The organism is Gordonia sp. (in: high G+C Gram-positive bacteria) (assembly GCF_052106715.1).
Taxonomy (GTDB): Bacteria; Actinomycetota; Actinomycetes; order Mycobacteriales; family Mycobacteriaceae; genus Gordonia.
On record NZ_JBQEDL010000019.1, the window covers coordinates 65365 to 80359 of the forward strand.

The 14995-nt window shown below is 66.5% G+C and carries 15 protein-coding genes and 2 pseudogenes; 10 read left to right on the forward strand and 7 right to left on the reverse strand.

Features of this window, described 5'->3' with window-relative positions:
- Window positions 1-32 precede the first annotated feature (32 nt).
- From ku to ACTIMF_RS11325, 3 genes and pseudogenes are all read left to right on the forward strand, one after another.
- A pseudogene (gene ku / locus ACTIMF_RS11315) lies at window positions 33-806 on the forward strand (non-homologous end joining protein Ku); the annotation flags it as partial.
- A gap of 71 nt (window positions 807-877) precedes the next feature.
- Entirely contained in the window at window positions 878-1354 is a 477-nt protein-coding gene (locus tag ACTIMF_RS11320) for a DUF4334 domain-containing protein (RefSeq protein WP_442350386.1), read from the forward strand.
- A gap of 53 nt (window positions 1355-1407) precedes the next feature.
- Entirely contained in the window at window positions 1408-2688 is a 1281-nt protein-coding gene (locus ACTIMF_RS11325) for an alpha-hydroxy-acid oxidizing protein (RefSeq protein ID WP_442350387.1), read from the forward strand.
- A gap of 13 nt (window positions 2689-2701) precedes the next feature.
- On the opposite strand, the gene ACTIMF_RS11330 is transcribed toward ACTIMF_RS11325, so the two are convergent.
- Window positions 2702-3022: an AzlD domain-containing protein gene (locus ACTIMF_RS11330; RefSeq protein ID WP_442350388.1), complete on the reverse strand. Its 321-nt coding sequence runs from the start codon at window positions 3020-3022 to the stop codon at window positions 2702-2704.
- Window positions 3019-3792, reverse strand: coding sequence for an AzlC family ABC transporter permease (locus ACTIMF_RS11335; RefSeq protein ID WP_442350389.1), 774 nt, complete (start codon window positions 3790-3792; stop codon window positions 3019-3021). The genes ACTIMF_RS11330 and ACTIMF_RS11335 overlap by 4 nt, the downstream gene beginning before the upstream one ends.
- A 73-nt stretch (window positions 3793-3865) precedes the next feature.
- Between ACTIMF_RS11335 and ACTIMF_RS11340 the strand changes: the two genes are divergently transcribed.
- Window positions 3866-4411, forward strand: a complete 546-nt coding sequence (locus tag ACTIMF_RS11340) for a helix-turn-helix domain-containing protein (protein ID WP_442350390.1) — start codon at window positions 3866-3868, stop codon at window positions 4409-4411.
- Window positions 4412-4491: 80 nt separating this feature from the next.
- Here ACTIMF_RS11340 and ACTIMF_RS11345 read toward each other — a convergent pair whose 3' ends face one another.
- Window positions 4492-5361, reverse strand: coding sequence for an oxygenase MpaB family protein (locus ACTIMF_RS11345; protein WP_442350391.1), 870 nt, complete (start codon window positions 5359-5361; stop codon window positions 4492-4494).
- 106 nt (window positions 5362-5467) lie between these two features.
- Here ACTIMF_RS11345 and ACTIMF_RS11350 point away from each other — a divergent pair, with 106 nt between their 5' ends.
- From ACTIMF_RS11350 to ACTIMF_RS11370, 5 genes are all read left to right on the forward strand, one after another.
- Window positions 5468-6139, forward strand: coding sequence for a TetR/AcrR family transcriptional regulator (locus ACTIMF_RS11350; protein WP_442350392.1), 672 nt, complete (start codon window positions 5468-5470; stop codon window positions 6137-6139).
- Window positions 6136-6756, forward strand: a complete 621-nt coding sequence (locus tag ACTIMF_RS11355) for a TetR/AcrR family transcriptional regulator (RefSeq protein ID WP_442350393.1) — start codon at window positions 6136-6138, stop codon at window positions 6754-6756. Before ACTIMF_RS11350 ends, ACTIMF_RS11355 begins: the two co-directional genes overlap by 4 nt.
- Before the next feature lie 102 nt (window positions 6757-6858).
- The gene (locus ACTIMF_RS11360) at window positions 6859-8064 is read left to right on the forward strand and encodes an acyl-CoA dehydrogenase family protein (RefSeq protein ID WP_442350394.1); all 1206 of its coding nucleotides are present in this window, start codon (window positions 6859-6861) and stop codon (window positions 8062-8064) included.
- 22 nt (window positions 8065-8086) lie between these two features.
- The gene (locus tag ACTIMF_RS11365; protein WP_442350395.1) at window positions 8087-9103 is read left to right on the forward strand and encodes a phosphotransferase family protein; all 1017 of its coding nucleotides are present in this window, start codon (window positions 8087-8089) and stop codon (window positions 9101-9103) included.
- The gene (locus tag ACTIMF_RS11370; protein ID WP_442350396.1) at window positions 9100-9840 is read left to right on the forward strand and encodes an SDR family NAD(P)-dependent oxidoreductase; all 741 of its coding nucleotides are present in this window, start codon (window positions 9100-9102) and stop codon (window positions 9838-9840) included. Before ACTIMF_RS11365 ends, ACTIMF_RS11370 begins: the two co-directional genes overlap by 4 nt.
- A gap of 17 nt (window positions 9841-9857) precedes the next feature.
- Here ACTIMF_RS11370 and ACTIMF_RS11375 read toward each other — a convergent pair whose 3' ends face one another.
- The 4 genes from ACTIMF_RS11375 to ACTIMF_RS11390 are packed head-to-tail and all read right to left on the reverse strand — an operon-like array spanning window position 9858 to window position 14002.
- Window positions 9858-11198: an amidohydrolase family protein gene (locus ACTIMF_RS11375; protein WP_442350397.1), complete on the reverse strand. Its 1341-nt coding sequence runs from the start codon at window positions 11196-11198 to the stop codon at window positions 9858-9860.
- A complete protein-coding gene (locus ACTIMF_RS11380; protein WP_442350398.1) occupies window positions 11192-12373 on the reverse strand; it encodes a CoA transferase in 1182 nt (393 codons plus the stop codon). The genes ACTIMF_RS11375 and ACTIMF_RS11380 overlap by 7 nt, the downstream gene beginning before the upstream one ends.
- Window positions 12363-13334 (reverse strand): enoyl-CoA hydratase/isomerase family protein, encoded by a 972-nt coding sequence (locus ACTIMF_RS11385; protein ID WP_442350399.1) that lies wholly within the window; start codon window positions 13332-13334, stop codon window positions 12363-12365. The genes ACTIMF_RS11380 and ACTIMF_RS11385 overlap by 11 nt, the downstream gene beginning before the upstream one ends.
- Complete coding sequence (locus ACTIMF_RS11390; RefSeq protein ID WP_442350400.1) at window positions 13331-14002, reverse strand: histidine phosphatase family protein; 672 nt, start codon at window positions 14000-14002, stop codon at window positions 13331-13333. Before ACTIMF_RS11390 ends, ACTIMF_RS11385 begins: the two co-directional genes overlap by 4 nt.
- 323 nt (window positions 14003-14325) lie before the next feature.
- Between ACTIMF_RS11390 and ACTIMF_RS11395 the strand changes: the two are divergent.
- Window positions 14326-14995 (forward strand): annotated as a pseudogene (locus ACTIMF_RS11395) (sugar kinase); the annotation flags it as partial.

Here is a 14995-nt window from a genome sequence, read left to right on the forward strand (position 1 = left end):
TCGGGGCGTGCGATGCGTGGCACAATCGTCCCATGCGCTCCATCTGGAAGGGTGATCTGAGCTTTGGTCTGGTGAACGTGCCGGTCAAGGTGTACTCGGCAACCGAGAGCCACGACCGGAGTTCGCACCAGGTGGACTCCAAGGACGGCACTCGGATCCGCTATCGGCGTGTGCGTGAAGGCACGGACACGGAGGTGGAGTACTCGAGCATCGCCAACGCCTATGAGTCCGATTCCGGTGAGCCGGTGATCCTGACGAAGGCGGACCTCGCCGAACTCCCGGTCGCGCGGAGCCCGGAGATCGCGATCCTCGAGTTCGTCCCGATCGATCAGGTCGATCCCATCTACTTCGACAAACCCTACTATCTGGAGCCGTCGTCCAAGTCGCCGAAAGCGTATGTGCTGCTTGCCAAAGCACTGCAGCAGACCGAGCGTCTCGCGATCGCGAACTTCACGCTCCGCAATCGGACCCGACTCGCTGCTCTCCGCGTGATCGACGGTGTGATGACGCTTCAGACGCTGCTGTGGCCGGACGAGGTCCGAGTCCCCGACTTCGAGTTCTTGTCCGCCGATGTCGAGATCCGCGATAAAGAGCTCGATATGGCGGAATCGCTCATCGAAACCATGGCGTCCGACTTCGAGCCGTCACAGTTCGAGGACACCTATCAGGTGGAGTTGAGCAAATTGATCGAGGCGAAGGCCGACGGCGGTGAGGCGTTCACCGAGCCGGAGCCCGCGAAGTCCGATGACGGCGACGACGACGTGTCCGATCTTCTCGCCGCACTCCAGGCGTCGGTCCGTGATCGCGCCGCGGGGTAACTGATAACGATCACTGTCAGATTTCCCTCCACGGGCTCGCTCTCGTAGAGTCCCGGAGCATGAGTCAACTTACGGAGCAGCAGGCCGTCGTCGAGTTTCGGCGTCTGGTCCACTCGCAGAAGGTCAATGCGCCCGGCGACCTCGACGTGATCTGGGCGGCGCTGTCGCCGGTCGGAATCGACGACGTGATCGGCGATTGGCGCGGTGGGGAATTGCCGACCGGCCATGTGCTGGACGGACAGTTGTCGAAGGTCGGCTGGCACGGGAAGTGGCTGCGTGGGCGGTACGACGTCGCGCCCATGGTCTGCCGTGACGCGGACGGCGAACTGTACTCGAACCTCGACGTCGGCAAGGGCGGCGCCAGTCTGTGGATGGTGGAATTCCGCGGCGAGCTCACCGCGTCGATGGTGTACGACGGACAGCCGGTGATCGACCATTTCAAGCGCGTCGACGACGACACGTTGATGGGCGTCATGAACGGCAGCACCTCGCTGGTCAGGGACCGCCACTTCTACTTCTTCCTGACTCGCGAGTAGGTGTGCGCCCTACGGTGGCCCGTATCGGCCCGTGGTAGGCAACAATGAACGCCATGGTTGAGAACTACGGGCGTGCGCGCCAGAACGAGATCTATCGCGCAGGCATTCACGGGCGCACGCCGTCGGTGCCGACCGACTTCGCGACGTTGGAGCGTCGTGCCCAGGCGAGAACGAGTGCGCGCGGTTGGGCGTACATCGCGGGAGGCGCGGGTGAAGGCCGGACGATGACCGCGAACCGCGACGCCCTGGATCGGTGGGCGATTGTGCCGCGCATGCTCCGGGACACGAGCGAGAGGAATCTCGAGACCGAGTTATTCGGGCAGAAGCTGCCTGCACCGCTCCTCTTCTCGCCGGTCGGTGCGGGCGCGCTCGCCCATGATCGGGCCGACGTCCACATCGGACGCGCTGCGGCCGAGCTCGGGCTGCCGTATATCTTCTCTAACCAGGGCTGCGCACCGATGGAGGAGGTCGCGGCCGAGATGGAGTCCGTTCGGCCGGGTGCGCCGCGCTGGTTTCAGCTCTACTGGTCCACCGACGATCGGCTCGTGCGCAGTCTGGTGAGCCGCGCCGAGAAGGCGGGAGCGGCGGCCATCGCCGTCACCCTCGACACGACGATGCTCGGGTGGCGGCCGCAGGATCTCAACCTGGGATCGCTGCCGTTCGCGCGTGCCCAAGGAATCGACCAGTACACGTCAGATCCGACGTTCTGGGAGATCGTCGCCGAACGGCTCAAAGGCGCAGTCGGAGACAAGCCCGAGGTCAGCGTGGGTGCGATCAAGACTCTGCTGTCGATCGCGAAGAACGTGCCAGGCGATTTCCGTCGGAATCTCACTGCGCCTGAGCCGCGCGCTGCGGTCGAGACCTTTCTTGACATCTATTCGCGGCCGACATTGAACTGGGTCGACATCGCATCGCTCCGTGACCTGACCAATCTGCCGATCGTCCTCAAGGGCATCCTGCATCCTGACGACGCCCGGCAGGCCGTCGACGTCGGTGTCGACGGCATCATCGTCTCGAATCACGGCGGTCGCCAGGTGGATGGGTCGATCTCATCGGCCGACGCCCTTGTCGACGTCGTCGACGCCGTTGACGGTCGGATCAGAGTGCTGGTCGACTCCGGCTTCTACACCGGTTCGGACGTGTTTAAAGGGCTCGCGCTCGGTGCTGACGCCGTCTGCATCGGTCGCCCGCACATGTACGGTCTCGCCCTCGCAGGTGCGCGGGGCGCACGCGATGTGGTTGCGAACATCGTCGCCGAACTCGACCTCACCCTCGGCCTGTCCGGTCACACGGACGTCCAGACGCTCGACAGGTCGGCACTCAAGCGGGTGTGACGCCGCGACGATGTCACGGCACCCCGACCACGCGAAGTAGCGCCGTCGACGCCGCTGCCGCGACGATGACGACGACGAGCGGCGCCCTCAGCCATGCGGCGACCGCTCCGGCAGCCACCCCTATCGGACGCGCAGGCCCGGCGAAGTCAGTTCCCTCGAACAGAGTGCCGGTGAGTCCGACGGCTATCAACAGCACCATCGTCGACCGTTCCAGAAGTGCTTCCACCCCGGGCGACACGGAATTTCTTGCTCGCAGTGCGACGCCGGCCAACCGGATCGCATAAGTTCCGCCTGCCAAGAGGGCGACGGCGCAAGCGAACTGCCACCCGCTCACGAGGCGGCCTCGCTCCGGTTACGAGATCCACGGCCCGTCACGAGGAGTCCGAGCGGGATTCCGACCAGGGACAGTAAGACGGGGAGCCCGGCGGCGACGAGGCCGGCGGTGCTTACTGCGATCGACGCTCCGAAGATCGCTGCCCAGCGGGTGTCGCGATCGCGCAGCGCAGGCAACGCGAGGGCGATGAGCAACGCAGGGAAGGCGGCATCGAGCCCCAGTGCTTCGGGGGAGCCGATCACCTGGCCGACGAGTGCGCCGGTGAGTGCGCCAATCGGCCAGCACAGTGCGACGGTCACGCCGCATACGATGAACGCCTTGCGGGCCTGCGCGGGTTCCCGGTGCGGGGCGGAGTACACGGCGGTCTCGTCGTTCACCATGTGTGCGGCGACGAACATGGTGCGACGGCGATCCAGAAACCGTCCGGCCGACAGGCCGTACGAGAAGTTGCGGACGTTGACGAGAAGCCCGGCGAGTGCGCCGACGAGTGGCAGACCGCCGCCCGCGATGACCGACACCACCACGAACTCTGACGAACCGGCGAGGACGACGCACGCCATCAGGACGATCTGCCACCAGGCCAGACCGATGCCGTGCGCTGCCGCACCGTACGAGGTTCCGACGATCCACATCGAGAGGCCGATCGCGGCGATCTCGCGAGGGAAGACGCCGATCGTCCTTCGCGCAGCCGTCGCTACTCGTCGAGCAGGTCCCGTTGCCGAGCGAACGGAGTCGCTCGAACGGGCGATATCCCAGTATGGCGAACGCATGTCCACTATGATGGAGGGTGTGGATGATGTCCGTCAAGATGAACGATCGGCCATTTCAGCGAACGGTCGTGAAATGAGTCCGCAGAAGCTCGTCGCTGCGTCACTCAAACGCGAACGGTCGCGCGCCGGGATCTCGCTCGCTGAACTGGCGCGACGCGCAGGTGTCGGGAAGTCGACGCTGTCGCAGCTCGAGTCGGGCGAGGGAAATCCGAGCATCGAGACGCTGTGGTCGCTCAGTGTGGCGCTCGGAGTCCAGTTCTCGGTGTTGGTCGACCCACCGCGGCCCCTCGTCGAAGTGATTCGATTGGGGGGCGGCCCGACGATCGGCGCAAGCGAAGCTGACTCGTACACGGCGACGCTCCTGTCGGCCGCACGGCCCGGGACCCGCCGCGACGTGTATCTGATCAGGGCGGACCGAGGACGACCGCGAGTGTCCGAACCGCATGCGCGCGGAGTCGTCGAACACGTGATCCTCTGTTGCGGACGGGCTCTGGTCGGCCCGACCGAATCGCCCGTCGAACTCGCGACCGGCGACTACATCAACTATCCGGGCGACGTCGGGCACACCTTCGATGCGTTGGATGACGGCACGATAGCGGTCCTGCTCAGTGAGTCCTGATATTCGGGTCAGCGTGCGGACCGCGCTCGTCGGCTAGCTCTGCTTGCTCGTGACGCGGTCGGATCGATCGCCTCGGCCGCCTAGACCAGGGGGCGGTTGGTACGCAGCCGCCACTTGAGGTCGGCGAGGAGGATGTTGAATGGGAACTGGCGCCACGACCGCGGAAGAGTGTGGACGACGGCACGTAAGGTCCGAGTGTTGGCGTTGAAGAGAAACTTCGCCGACCTGGTCTGGGTGAAGCCGATCTTGTCGCGGAACTCCGGCGGCAGGAAACCGATCGTCATGATCTCCGAGAATCGGCCGGCGAGCACGCGAAGAATCGGCGACGCGAACTCGAGGCGGACCAGCGACTTCAGGTAGCTGCCGATCACGTCGTCGATGACCATGTCGTCGAGTACTGAGTTCCAGTAGACCTCGAAGTCCGCGCGGGTCGCGGGCCACATCTCCGGAGGCATCTGCAAGGTGGTGCCCATGACGGCGCCCTGACGGTAAGCCTCCTCGGTGAGGTCGGCTTCGTCACCGAAGAGCCGCACACAGTCCTCCCATCCGCGGTAGAGGCAGGCGGCGACCCACAACTGGAGACCGGGATCGAAGGCGTTGTACTTGACCGGACTCGATTCGGTGGACCGGACCTGGGCGTGCGAGCGATTGACGGCCTGGCGGTACTTTCGGCGGAGTTCGGGTCCGCCCATCGCGGCGACTGCCAGATAGGTCAGAGTGGTTCGGGTGCGCTTGACGGGATGCTTGTACAAGTTGCCCGAGTCGACCTTGCTCTCGTAGACGCCGTATCCGACAGCCGGGTGGCTCAACTGCATGATGACGTTGGCCGGGCCGGACAGCAGCGCGGGACCGAGGAGTCCCATGGTGGTGATCTGCTGCTCGTCGAGCTCTGCGCGTGTGCGAGCCGGAACGGTCTCGGTCGCGAACTCCTCGATGGCTTCGGCGGTCATGGCACTCCCCTAAACTGATAACAAACGTTTTCAATTATTGATTGAACGCGTCTGATTGCCCAGTGTCAAGCCTGGAAGTGCTTGCTTGGAGGCGAGGAGTGTCAGTATGGACATCGTGAGTGAGGCGAGTCAGGGAGCAGGCGAACTGCGGTCGTATGGAGGGGAGGCCGGCGACGCGCGGGTCGCCCGGCGTCGCGCGGCACTGTTGGACGCCACGCTCGACCTTCTCAGCGAACCAGAAGCGGGACAGGTGACTGTTCGCGGGATCTGCACACACGCCGGCCTGACGCCACGCTATTTCTATGAGAGCTTCGACAATGCGGACGCTCTGGTCGGCGCCACCTACGATGGCGTGATCACGGAGATCGCGGAGAGCGCGCGACTCGCGTTCGAGGCGGGTATCGACCCGCGGGGCAAGGTGACGGGTGCGGTGCGTGCGATAGTCGATGTCATCGACGAAGATCGTCGCAAAGGTCGGCTGATCTTCTCCGATGCATTGGGAAGTCCGGTGCTGACCGAGCGCCGGGCCCAGTCGATCGACCTGTTCGCGGCGCTCACTTCGCGATCGGTGCAGCAGGTCTCGAGAGTGCCCGATGGCTCGACAGTTCGGGATGAGGAGGAGTTGATGGCGGCGTCGCATTTCCAGGTCGGCGGATTCGGCCGGGTGCTCGCGTCCTGGACGGAGGGCAGGTTCACGATGGACAAGGACCGGCTCGTCGACCTGTGTGCTCACATGCTCTGGCCGGAGTCTCGATCGCATGTGGCGGGTGACCGGTGACCGCCGATGTCGAGGTATTCGGCTCATGGCGGGACTACGGAGCCGTCGACCTGCCTGCGCCGTTGCGCGCGGCCCTCGAGGTGTTCGTCCAGCACGGCTACCACGGGACATCGGTACGTGAGATCGCCGCTCGCGCGGGGCTGTCCGTTCCTGGGCTGTACCACCACTATCCGTCGAAACAGTCGTTGTTGCAGGGGCTCCTCGAGTTGACGATGGCCGACCTCCTGCGGCGTTCTGAGCAAGCGATCTTCGAGGCGGGCGAAGATCCATTGGCCCAGTTCGACGCGGTGGTCGAATCGCTACTGCGCTTCCACATGTATCGCCGTGAACAGGCGTTCGTCGGATCCACTGAGATGCGCAGCTTGGACAACGATTACCGACCGCGCTACATCGGTCACCGTGTGCGCCAGCAACGGATGGTCGACGAGATCGTGGTCGCGGGTGTTCAGTCCGGCGCGTTCTGCACGGTGGACCCGAAGGGGGCGGCGCGAGCCGTCGCGACGATGTGCGTAGGGCTGTCGACCTGGTACCGGTCGGACGGCGAGCTCGGCCCGGACGAGCTCATCGATCGGAATCTCGAGTACGCACGGGCCATCGTCGGACACGTCACGGACTGAAGCTCGTCGGGATGTGCCCGGTGCCTTGACGTGACGTAGGAGGCATGGGAAGCTCGACGCTGAACCGAGCGATCACTCGGTCGGGAGTTGGGAGTGCTGTACATGTCGATCGACCTTGCGTATCGATCCGAAGTCGTCGAGTTGGTCGCCAAGACCGAGTCGTTCATCGCCGAACACGTGTTGCCCGTCGAGAACGAGTTCGATGGTGACATCACCGCGGCGGGCGGCGACGACATCCGTCGAGAACTCAACGCGAAGGCCAAGGCCGCCGGCGTCTTCGCGCCGCACGCGCCCGTCGAGTTCGGAGGTCTCGGACTGAACATGTCCGAGCGCGCACCGGTCTTCGAGGCCGCGGGCGCATCGACGTTCGGCCCGGTCGCGCTGCACATCGGTGCGCCCGACGAAGGCAACGTGCACATGCTCGCCCACATCGCCGACGACCGACAGCGCCAGCTCTACCTTGAGCCTTTGGCCACTGGCGAGGTCCGGAGCGCATTCGCGATGACCGAGCCCTCACCGGGTGCAGGCGCCGATCCCAATGCCCTCAACACGACGGCGGTCCGCGTCGACGGTGGATGGAGAATCAACGGCAAGAAGCGATTCATCACGGGCGCCGACGGGGCAGGTTTCTACATCATCATGGCGCGCACCACCGGTGAGGCAGGCGACCGCGGCGGAGCCACCATGTTCCTGGCACCCCACGACAGGGACGGAATCAGCGTCGACCGCCACATTCATACCACGGACATGTCGATGATCGGCGGACACTGCGAGGTCACGTTCACCGACCTCTTCGTGCCGGAGGACGACGTCCTCGGCGCGGTCGACGAGGGCTACCGTTACGCGCAGGTCCGACTCGGACCGGCCCGGATGACTCACGTCATGCGCTGGATGGGCTCGGCCGTCCGGGCACACAAGATCGCCCTCGATTACGTCGACCAGCGTCAGGGCTTCGGCGGCCGCCTCGGCGATCTCGGCATGATTCAACAGCAGATCGCCGACAACGAGATCGACCTCGCCGCGGCTCGTGCCCTCCTGGTCCGAGCGTGTTGGGAACTCGACGAAGGCACTCACGCATCCGACGCTACGTCCATCGCCAAGACATTCGGCGCCGAAGCGTTCTCGCGCGTCGTCGACCGCAGCATGCAGATGTGTGGCGGACTCGGCGTCTCCGACGACCTTCCGTTGGCCAGGCTGGCGGGCGAACTGCGTCCGTTCCGCATCTACGACGGACCGTCCGAGGTGCACCGTTGGGCCATCGCCAAGCGGGCGGTCGGTCGAGCCCGTAAGTCCCGCACAGCCAACTGACTCCGCGACACGAAGGAAACCCGTGAGTGAGCACCCCGGCCTCACAGCTGAGAACCTACGAGAACTCCTGTCCCGCAACGACCTCGATGTAGTCGGTAACCTGCAGATCGAACTGATCAGTGGCGGCCGCTCCAACCTGACGTTCGATGTCCGCGACGACGCCAACCACTGGGTTGCGCGTCGGCCGCCGATGGGTGGACTCACGCCGTCTGCGCACGACATGGAACGGGAATGGGCGGTCACCTCGGCTCTCGCCGACACCGCGGTCCCGGTTGCGGGAACGGTCGCCATCGATCGGTCCGGTGAGGTCATCGGCGCACCGTGCACGGTGGTCGACTACGTCGAGGGCCCCGTCGTCAGGTCCGTCGACGATCTGGCCTCGCTCACCGACGAACAGGTGACGTCGGGCGCGCATGCGCTCGTGCAGACGCTGGCCGACCTGCACGCCGTCGACTATGAAGCCGTCGGCCTCGGCGAATTCGGGCGCCCCGACGGTTTCGCTGCGCGCCAGGTTCGACTGTGGTCGCGGCAGTGGGGCATCGTGAAGGATCGCGAACTGCCCGACCTCGATCGGCTCGTCGGCATCTTGAGCGACCGTGTGCCCGAGACCGCAGGCGCCGCGATCGTGCACGGCGACCTCCGGATCGACAACGCGATCCTCAAGCCCGGCGACCCCGGCGCGGTGGCCGCGGTCGTCGACTGGGAGCTGTCCGCGCTCGGTGATCCGATCACTGACATCGCGCTCATGTCCGTCTACCGCGAACCGGTCTTCTCCGCCGTCCTCGGATTCGAGGCCGCGTGGACCAGTGACCGCTACCCGAGTGGTGACGAGCTCGCACAGCGCTACGTCCAGGCTTCCGGGAAAGACCTTGGCGACTGGGAGTTCTACCTCGGCCTGGCCAACCTCAAACTCGGCGTCATCGCCGCAGGCATCAGCCACCGCGCGCGCGAAGGCGGCGAATCCGGTGGCAGCGGTGCCGAACTCGCTGGCGAGGCCACCGCAACATTCATCTCTCGAGGACTGGAGGCAGTGTCGTGACCGAACGCAGAGTGGCACTGGTGACCGGAGCGTCCCGCGGCATCGGAGCGGCAGTCGCCGCGCGGTTCGCCCGCGAGGGCTGGGATCTGACGATCAGTGCACGCGGCGTCGACGCACTCGAGGAACGCGCGCAAGCGCTTCGCGCACATGGCGGCCGTGTCCTCTCGGTGCCTGCCGATATGTCCGACGAGGAAGCGGTCGCTGCTCTCGCCGTGCGCCATCTCCAGGAGTACGGCCGCACGGACTGCCTCATCCTCAACGCGGGCATGGGCAGTATGGGAGCCTTCGCCGACTTCCCCGCACGCCGCCTCGATAAGCTCTACCAGGTCAACGTGCGGGCACCGTTCCAACTCACCCAAGCCCTGCTCGAGAGCATGAAGGCCACGGTGAGCAAGACCGTCGGAGCCAAGGTCCTGGCGATCTCGTCGATCACCGGCGTTTACCCCGAACCCGATCTGTTCGCTTACGGCTCGACCAAAGCCGCACTCATCTCGATGTGCGAGACGTTCAACCTCGAGCAGTCCGTGCACGGAGTGTCCGCGACGTCGATTTGCCCGGGCTACGTCGACACCGACATGTCCGAATGGACCAAGGGCGAGGACGCGATCCCGGCCGACGAGATGATCACCGGCGACGACATCGCTCACTTGGCGTACAGCGTGACCGGGCTGTCACGATGGGCGGTCCTCCCGCAGGCCATCGTGACCCGGCCGGGAACGAACATGCATCGTGCGTGAGTCGGGCGGCGCCTGAATCAGGTCCGGTACTGGTGCACGAGGCCACCGACGATGGTTTGACTGACGAGATCGGCTGAAAGCTCTCGGTGCAGGACCTCGGGCGTAGCGGCGATAAGGCAGAGATCCGCGTGCGCTCCCACCGAGACCGTGCGTGGTCGCGCCGGGGCGTCCGGGGAACCGAGGAACAGAGTCAACGCCGTCGCGCCGTCAACGGCTTCGTCCCGGTTCACCACGCGTGCGGACGGGGTGAGGCGGTCCCGGGCCGCGCGCATGCACGACCACGGATCGGGTCCGCCGAACGGTGCGTCGGTGCTGCACGCGACGTCGATTCCTGCGCGGGTGAAGCCGGCGAGCCGCCAAAGGTGGGGGTGCTCCTGGGCGGGAACCTCGGCGAGGTACTCGTCGCCGCGTTCGGCGATGAAGATCGGCTGTGTCACTACGACGACACCGAGATCGGCGAGCGAAGGCAACAGGTCGTCCGGGACCACGGCCGCGTGCTCGATACGATCTCCGGGTAGAGCGCCAACCGTCTGCAGGACCGTCACCGTGACGATCAATTGGAATGCGGTCACGCAGTGGACGGCGACTGGTCGGCCCTTCCGATGAGTCTGCGCGACCCACTCCTGAAACTCGGCGAAGTCGATGTCGTCATCGATGATCCGCTTGACCGGACCGAACGTCAGATGTGGGTACTCCCTGTTCAGAGGATCACTGAGGACGTGGACGCGTTGACGTACGTCGCCGCGACCGACGGCGTCGTCGAGGAGACGCAGACCTGAATCGGTCAGATCCGGAGTGGCCTCAGTGACGCCCGTGACGCCGCAACCCAGCAGCCGGTCGCTGACCGTGCGGAGCTCGGCGAAGCCGGTGAGCGCAGATGCGACGGCGTGATCGGAACGAAACAGCCGCCCAGACGGATGCGCGGACACGCCTGCTCGCCGTAGGCCTGCCGTGTTCATGAACCACATCGCGCCGGTCCGATGCTGGACACGGACCGGCCGGCTCGGCTCGATCCGGTCGAGGACGTCGCGGTCCAGCGGGCCCGCGACGGACTCGTGGTAACCGACGGCGCGGACCCACCCGTCGTCGGAGGGTGACGCGGTCGCCAGGGTGTACGCGAAGTCGGCTGCGTCGGTGACGTCGGCGGGTCCGACGCGAGTCGATCGTTCCGCTGCGGCGGATGCAGCCAGATGAAGGTGGTGGTCGTGTAGTCCCGGGATGATCGTGTGTCCGGCCGCGTTGATGACATCCTCGCCGCGCACGGGGCGAAGGTCGGCGCCGACGCTCTCGATGGATCCGTCCCGAATGCGAACGTCCACGAGCTCACCGGAGCGGAGCCACACCTGTCGGATCAGCATGTGGGTTCCACTCTGGCCGCGACCAGGGCATCCACCCACGCGGCGGACGGCAGGGTTTGCTGGGCGTCGGGATCGGGTGGGCGTGGCTCGCCTAGTTCGACGGCCCGCCGCGGGTCGGGGAGCGTCGGTAGTGCCGCGAAGGTGGCGGCCACGTCGGCCATGGCGACGTTGATGATCTCGCCGCCACCGCGGTTCAGTGACGCCACGACCTCATGGGCGGCGGTGATGCCGGTCAGCGGGTCGGCGATCGCGTCCCCGCAGAAGATCGGACCGGCGGAGGACCGCCCAACGAGTCCGCCCGCAACGGCGGCGTCGTCACCGAACGCGACGCGCATCGGATGATCCGGTCCGTACCCGGTGATCCGGGCCCATACGCGTCCCGGTCGGTCGGCGCGTGAGTGCGCGTCCAGACCGGCCTGCACCAGAGCCCGCGGTCGGGAGGCCTCGATGACGACGTCGGCCGCGTCCAGGAGTCGTCCGAGCCGTGCGCCGTCGGCGCGCAGATCGGCGGAGTAGAACGACTTTCTTCCGTTCATCCACCGGAAGAAGTCCGGGTCGCCTGCCCGAGTGCCGTCCGGGCGCAACGGACTCTCGACTTTGACGACGGTCGCACCGAGCCCGGCGAGGATCTGACCGCACAGCGGGCCCGCCCACATCGAGGACAGATCGACGACGAGAAGGTCCGGGCCCATCGGCTGTTGCCCGCGCGGCCACCGTCGCACAGACATCGGCGGAGCTGGCGCCACGGCTCCGAGTGTGGCCGCCGGGATACCCAGAAGCTGGGCGCGCTCGACGATCTCGCTCGCGTTGCGCATACGTGCGGCGTGAGCGAGGGTGCGCCACGGGTGGACGATCGGCTCGGACGTCTCCAGAAGCGCGGGCAGTGAATCGAGGTCGATGGGGCGAGACAAGGTCACGGCGATCCATCCGTCGGACGCTTGCAGCAGACGAGTGGATCCGCCGACCGAGACGCGACCGTGCCCGCGACGACCCGTCATGCCGGACCGGCCCGTCAGCAGCGTGTTCGCATTCTGGCCGAGGGGTCGCGCGAGACGGTCGGCCTCGGTGAGGACAGCAGCTCTGGAGAAGTCGGGAGTGCCGTCGTCCGTACAAGTCAGTCGTGCCATTCCGCCGGCGGCCCAGCGATCGAGCACGGCAGTCTGGTCAGTCGGCATACGGCTCGACTCCGTCGATCAGCCCCCAGTCGGCCGCGGTGTCGACGTCGATCTGTGCACCGGACAGGACGAGGTACGCGGCCCGCCAGCGGCCGATGCGTCGCGGCACGCTGACGGTGCCACCAGCGCCCGGAAGCAGACCGAGTCGGAGTTCGGGAAGACCGAAGACCGCTCCGGGTTCTGCCGTCACGGTTCCGCAGAACGAGGCCATCTCGAGCCCGCTGCCGAGGACGGCGCCGTGCACGCGGGCGTGCAACGTCGGTCCGAGGCGGTCGCCGAGTGCGGCGAGGAGTATCGCCGGGCTGTGCCGAGTCCTGGCCAGGTGAGCGTCGGCGGGGTCGGTCAGGAGACCGAACTCCCGAAGGTCGCCGCCGCTGCAGAACGACGGGCCGCTCCCGGTGAACGTGACCGCGTCGACGGTGTCGTCGGCGAGGGCAACCCGCAGTCCGTCGATCAACCCGGCGCGCAACGCGTTGCTGAACGCGTTGTGGCGGTCAGGTCGGTTGAACCGGATCTCCAGTTCGGGACCGTCCCGGTGCAGCAGAATGGGATCGTCCTGCTCGTGGCGCACGCGTGGCCCCTGATCGTGCAGCCACTCGGCGAATTCACGACCACCCTGCAACGTCGAATACGCGAGTGACTCGATGGTCAGTCCCTGCCGGGTGCCGTTGGCAGGGTGTGCCCGTAGGACGTCGTCGCACACGGTCGCGGCGACCGGGTACCGCGAGACCCGGTCGTCGAGCGTCGCGAGCGCGTCGTCGATCGAGTCGACGTGGACGATCCGTCGATCGGTCGCCTGCCCCGACGTGATGGTGAAGGACGCATGATCGAGCCAGGCCTGCGCCGCCGAATCAGCAGGCGCCGCACCGGAACCGGTCATCCCGACGACGACGCCGCCGAACTCTTCCACAGCGTCGGGAGGCGCGTCTGCAGTGTCGATGTCGACGACGGTCAGGGTCATCGGTACGTCATCAATCCGTCGCCCTGGCCCGCGAGATGGGCGTGCTCGTTGAACGAGACGACCTGCAGACCTCGGCGGCCGACGATGAGTTTCGTTATCGACGCGTTCACAAAGGTGCGGTGCAGAGTGGGCCACTGGGTGCCCGGCACGCTCCACAGTTGGGCGAGAAGTTGTGAAATGGTGCCCGCCGAGGAGACGGCCACGACGTTCTTCCCGCTGCCCGCGAGTGACGCAGCCCGGTCGGCGGCTTCCCGCGTACGTCTTGCGAAATCGGTGTAGCTCTCGCCCCCGTCGGCGGTGTCGCCTTCGATCCAGCCGGCCAGCGCGACGTCGAGAGCCTGCTGATAGCGAGCCCGATCATCGTAGAGCGAAGAGTCGACGGACGTGACCGACGGCGGGAGGGCGTACTCGTTCCACGCCGGGTCGACGATCTTCTCGGGAGGAGCGTCGAACGCTTCGAGGACGCCGTGCAGCGTCGCGGTCTGGCGGGGAAGGTCACCGGAGATCGCAGCGTCGAATCCGGGTACCAATGCGGCGAGGACGCCGCCGGTGCGGCGCGCCTGCGCGAACCCGAGGTCGGTGAGTCCAGGGGCGCCTGCGGCTGCCGTGCCGACGCCGTACGCGTGGGCGGGCGCCTGGCCATGCCTCACCAGGTAGACGGCGCCCATCTCATAGCTCCGCGACGGTGGTTGGCGGGCAGCGAAGGATAGTGTCGATGGTCACTTCCTCAGGTTAGTCGTCGCACGTCACTTGCCTTTCGGCACGGGTCCTTGCTAGTTTCGGCACCATGACTCGTCAGCCGTACGCAATCCCGGAGGTCACCTACATGACCACCGCTCTGGGTTGCCGTCTGCCGCTGCCCCGAGTCCTGTGTTGCTGTCGAATGCGCTGATTCAGCCCAATCTTCCAGCCCGCCGCCTGTGCGGGCACCCGCACGCTGCGACCGGGTCTTCACCCGATCGGGCGTCCAGCACAAGGACCCGCACGAAAAATGACTTCCACACTCTCTCCCCGAATCCCTGCGTCTACCGTCGAAGTTCCGGTCTCGGTTCGCCCGGCAGCCCGGCGCTCGGCCCGCGCGGTCGCCGCGGCCCCCGCGACGCACATCGCGACTGCCGGACTCCAACTCTCCACGAAAGCCGCGGCCCTCGTCCTGCGTACCGCTCGAGTGTCCGGACCCGTGTTCCGTGACGATGCGGCAGCGGCGACCGGGCTCTCGATCTCAACCGTCAACCGCCAGGTCAGCGCGCTACTCAAGGTCGGCGTGATTCGCGAGCGCGCCGATCTGACGCCGCCCGGCGCAGTCGGTCGCCCGCGCGTCCCGTTCGAGATCAACAGCACCGGATTCCTGACGGTCGGCATCCATATCGGGTTTCGGTCGACGTCGATCACCACGCACGATCTCATGCACCGTGTCGTCGGCGCCATCGCGATCCCGACACCGCAGGAGGGAACGCCCGAGGAGGTCGTGGCCTCCATCGGTGCGAGCGCACGTCGGTTCGCCGACCGCTGGGTCGGCAAGCGTTTGCTGTGGGCGGGCGTCGCGATCGGCGGCCGCGTCGTCGACGGCGGCGAGGTCGATCACCCGCGACTCGGTTGGAGCGCGGTGCCTGTCGGCCGGATCATCGCCGAGAGCGTCGGATTACCGGTGTCGGTCGCCT

Bases quoted from the DNA above. Each gene is read 5' to 3' on its own strand.
- ACTIMF_RS11380 (WP_442350398.1), bottom strand. From the start codon at position 12,373: ATGCCGACTGACCAGACTGCCGTGCTCGATCGCTGGGCCGCCGGCGGA.
- ACTIMF_RS11350 (WP_442350392.1), top strand. From the start codon at position 5,468: ATGGACATCGTGAGTGAGGCGAGTCAGGGAGCAGGCGAACTGCGGTCG.
- ACTIMF_RS11340 (WP_442350390.1), top strand. From the start codon at position 3,866: ATGAGTCCGCAGAAGCTCGTCGCTGCGTCACTCAAACGCGAACGGTCG.
- ACTIMF_RS11320 (WP_442350386.1), top strand. From the start codon at position 878: ATGAGTCAACTTACGGAGCAGCAGGCCGTCGTCGAGTTTCGGCGTCTG.
- ACTIMF_RS11385 (WP_442350399.1), bottom strand. From the start codon at position 13,334: ATGACCCTGACCGTCGTCGACATCGACACTGCAGACGCGCCTCCCGAC.
- ACTIMF_RS11325 (WP_442350387.1), top strand. From the start codon at position 1,408: ATGGTTGAGAACTACGGGCGTGCGCGCCAGAACGAGATCTATCGCGCA.
- ACTIMF_RS11360 (WP_442350394.1), top strand. From the start codon at position 6,859: ATGTCGATCGACCTTGCGTATCGATCCGAAGTCGTCGAGTTGGTCGCC.
- ACTIMF_RS11345 (WP_442350391.1), bottom strand. From the start codon at position 5,361: ATGACCGCCGAAGCCATCGAGGAGTTCGCGACCGAGACCGTTCCGGCT.
- ACTIMF_RS11335 (WP_442350389.1), bottom strand. From the start codon at position 3,792: ATGCGTTCGCCATACTGGGATATCGCCCGTTCGAGCGACTCCGTTCGC.
- ACTIMF_RS11375 (WP_442350397.1), bottom strand. From the start codon at position 11,198: ATGCTGATCCGACAGGTGTGGCTCCGCTCCGGTGAGCTCGTGGACGTT.
- ACTIMF_RS11390 (WP_442350400.1), bottom strand. From the start codon at position 14,002: ATGGGCGCCGTCTACCTGGTGAGGCATGGCCAGGCGCCCGCCCACGCG.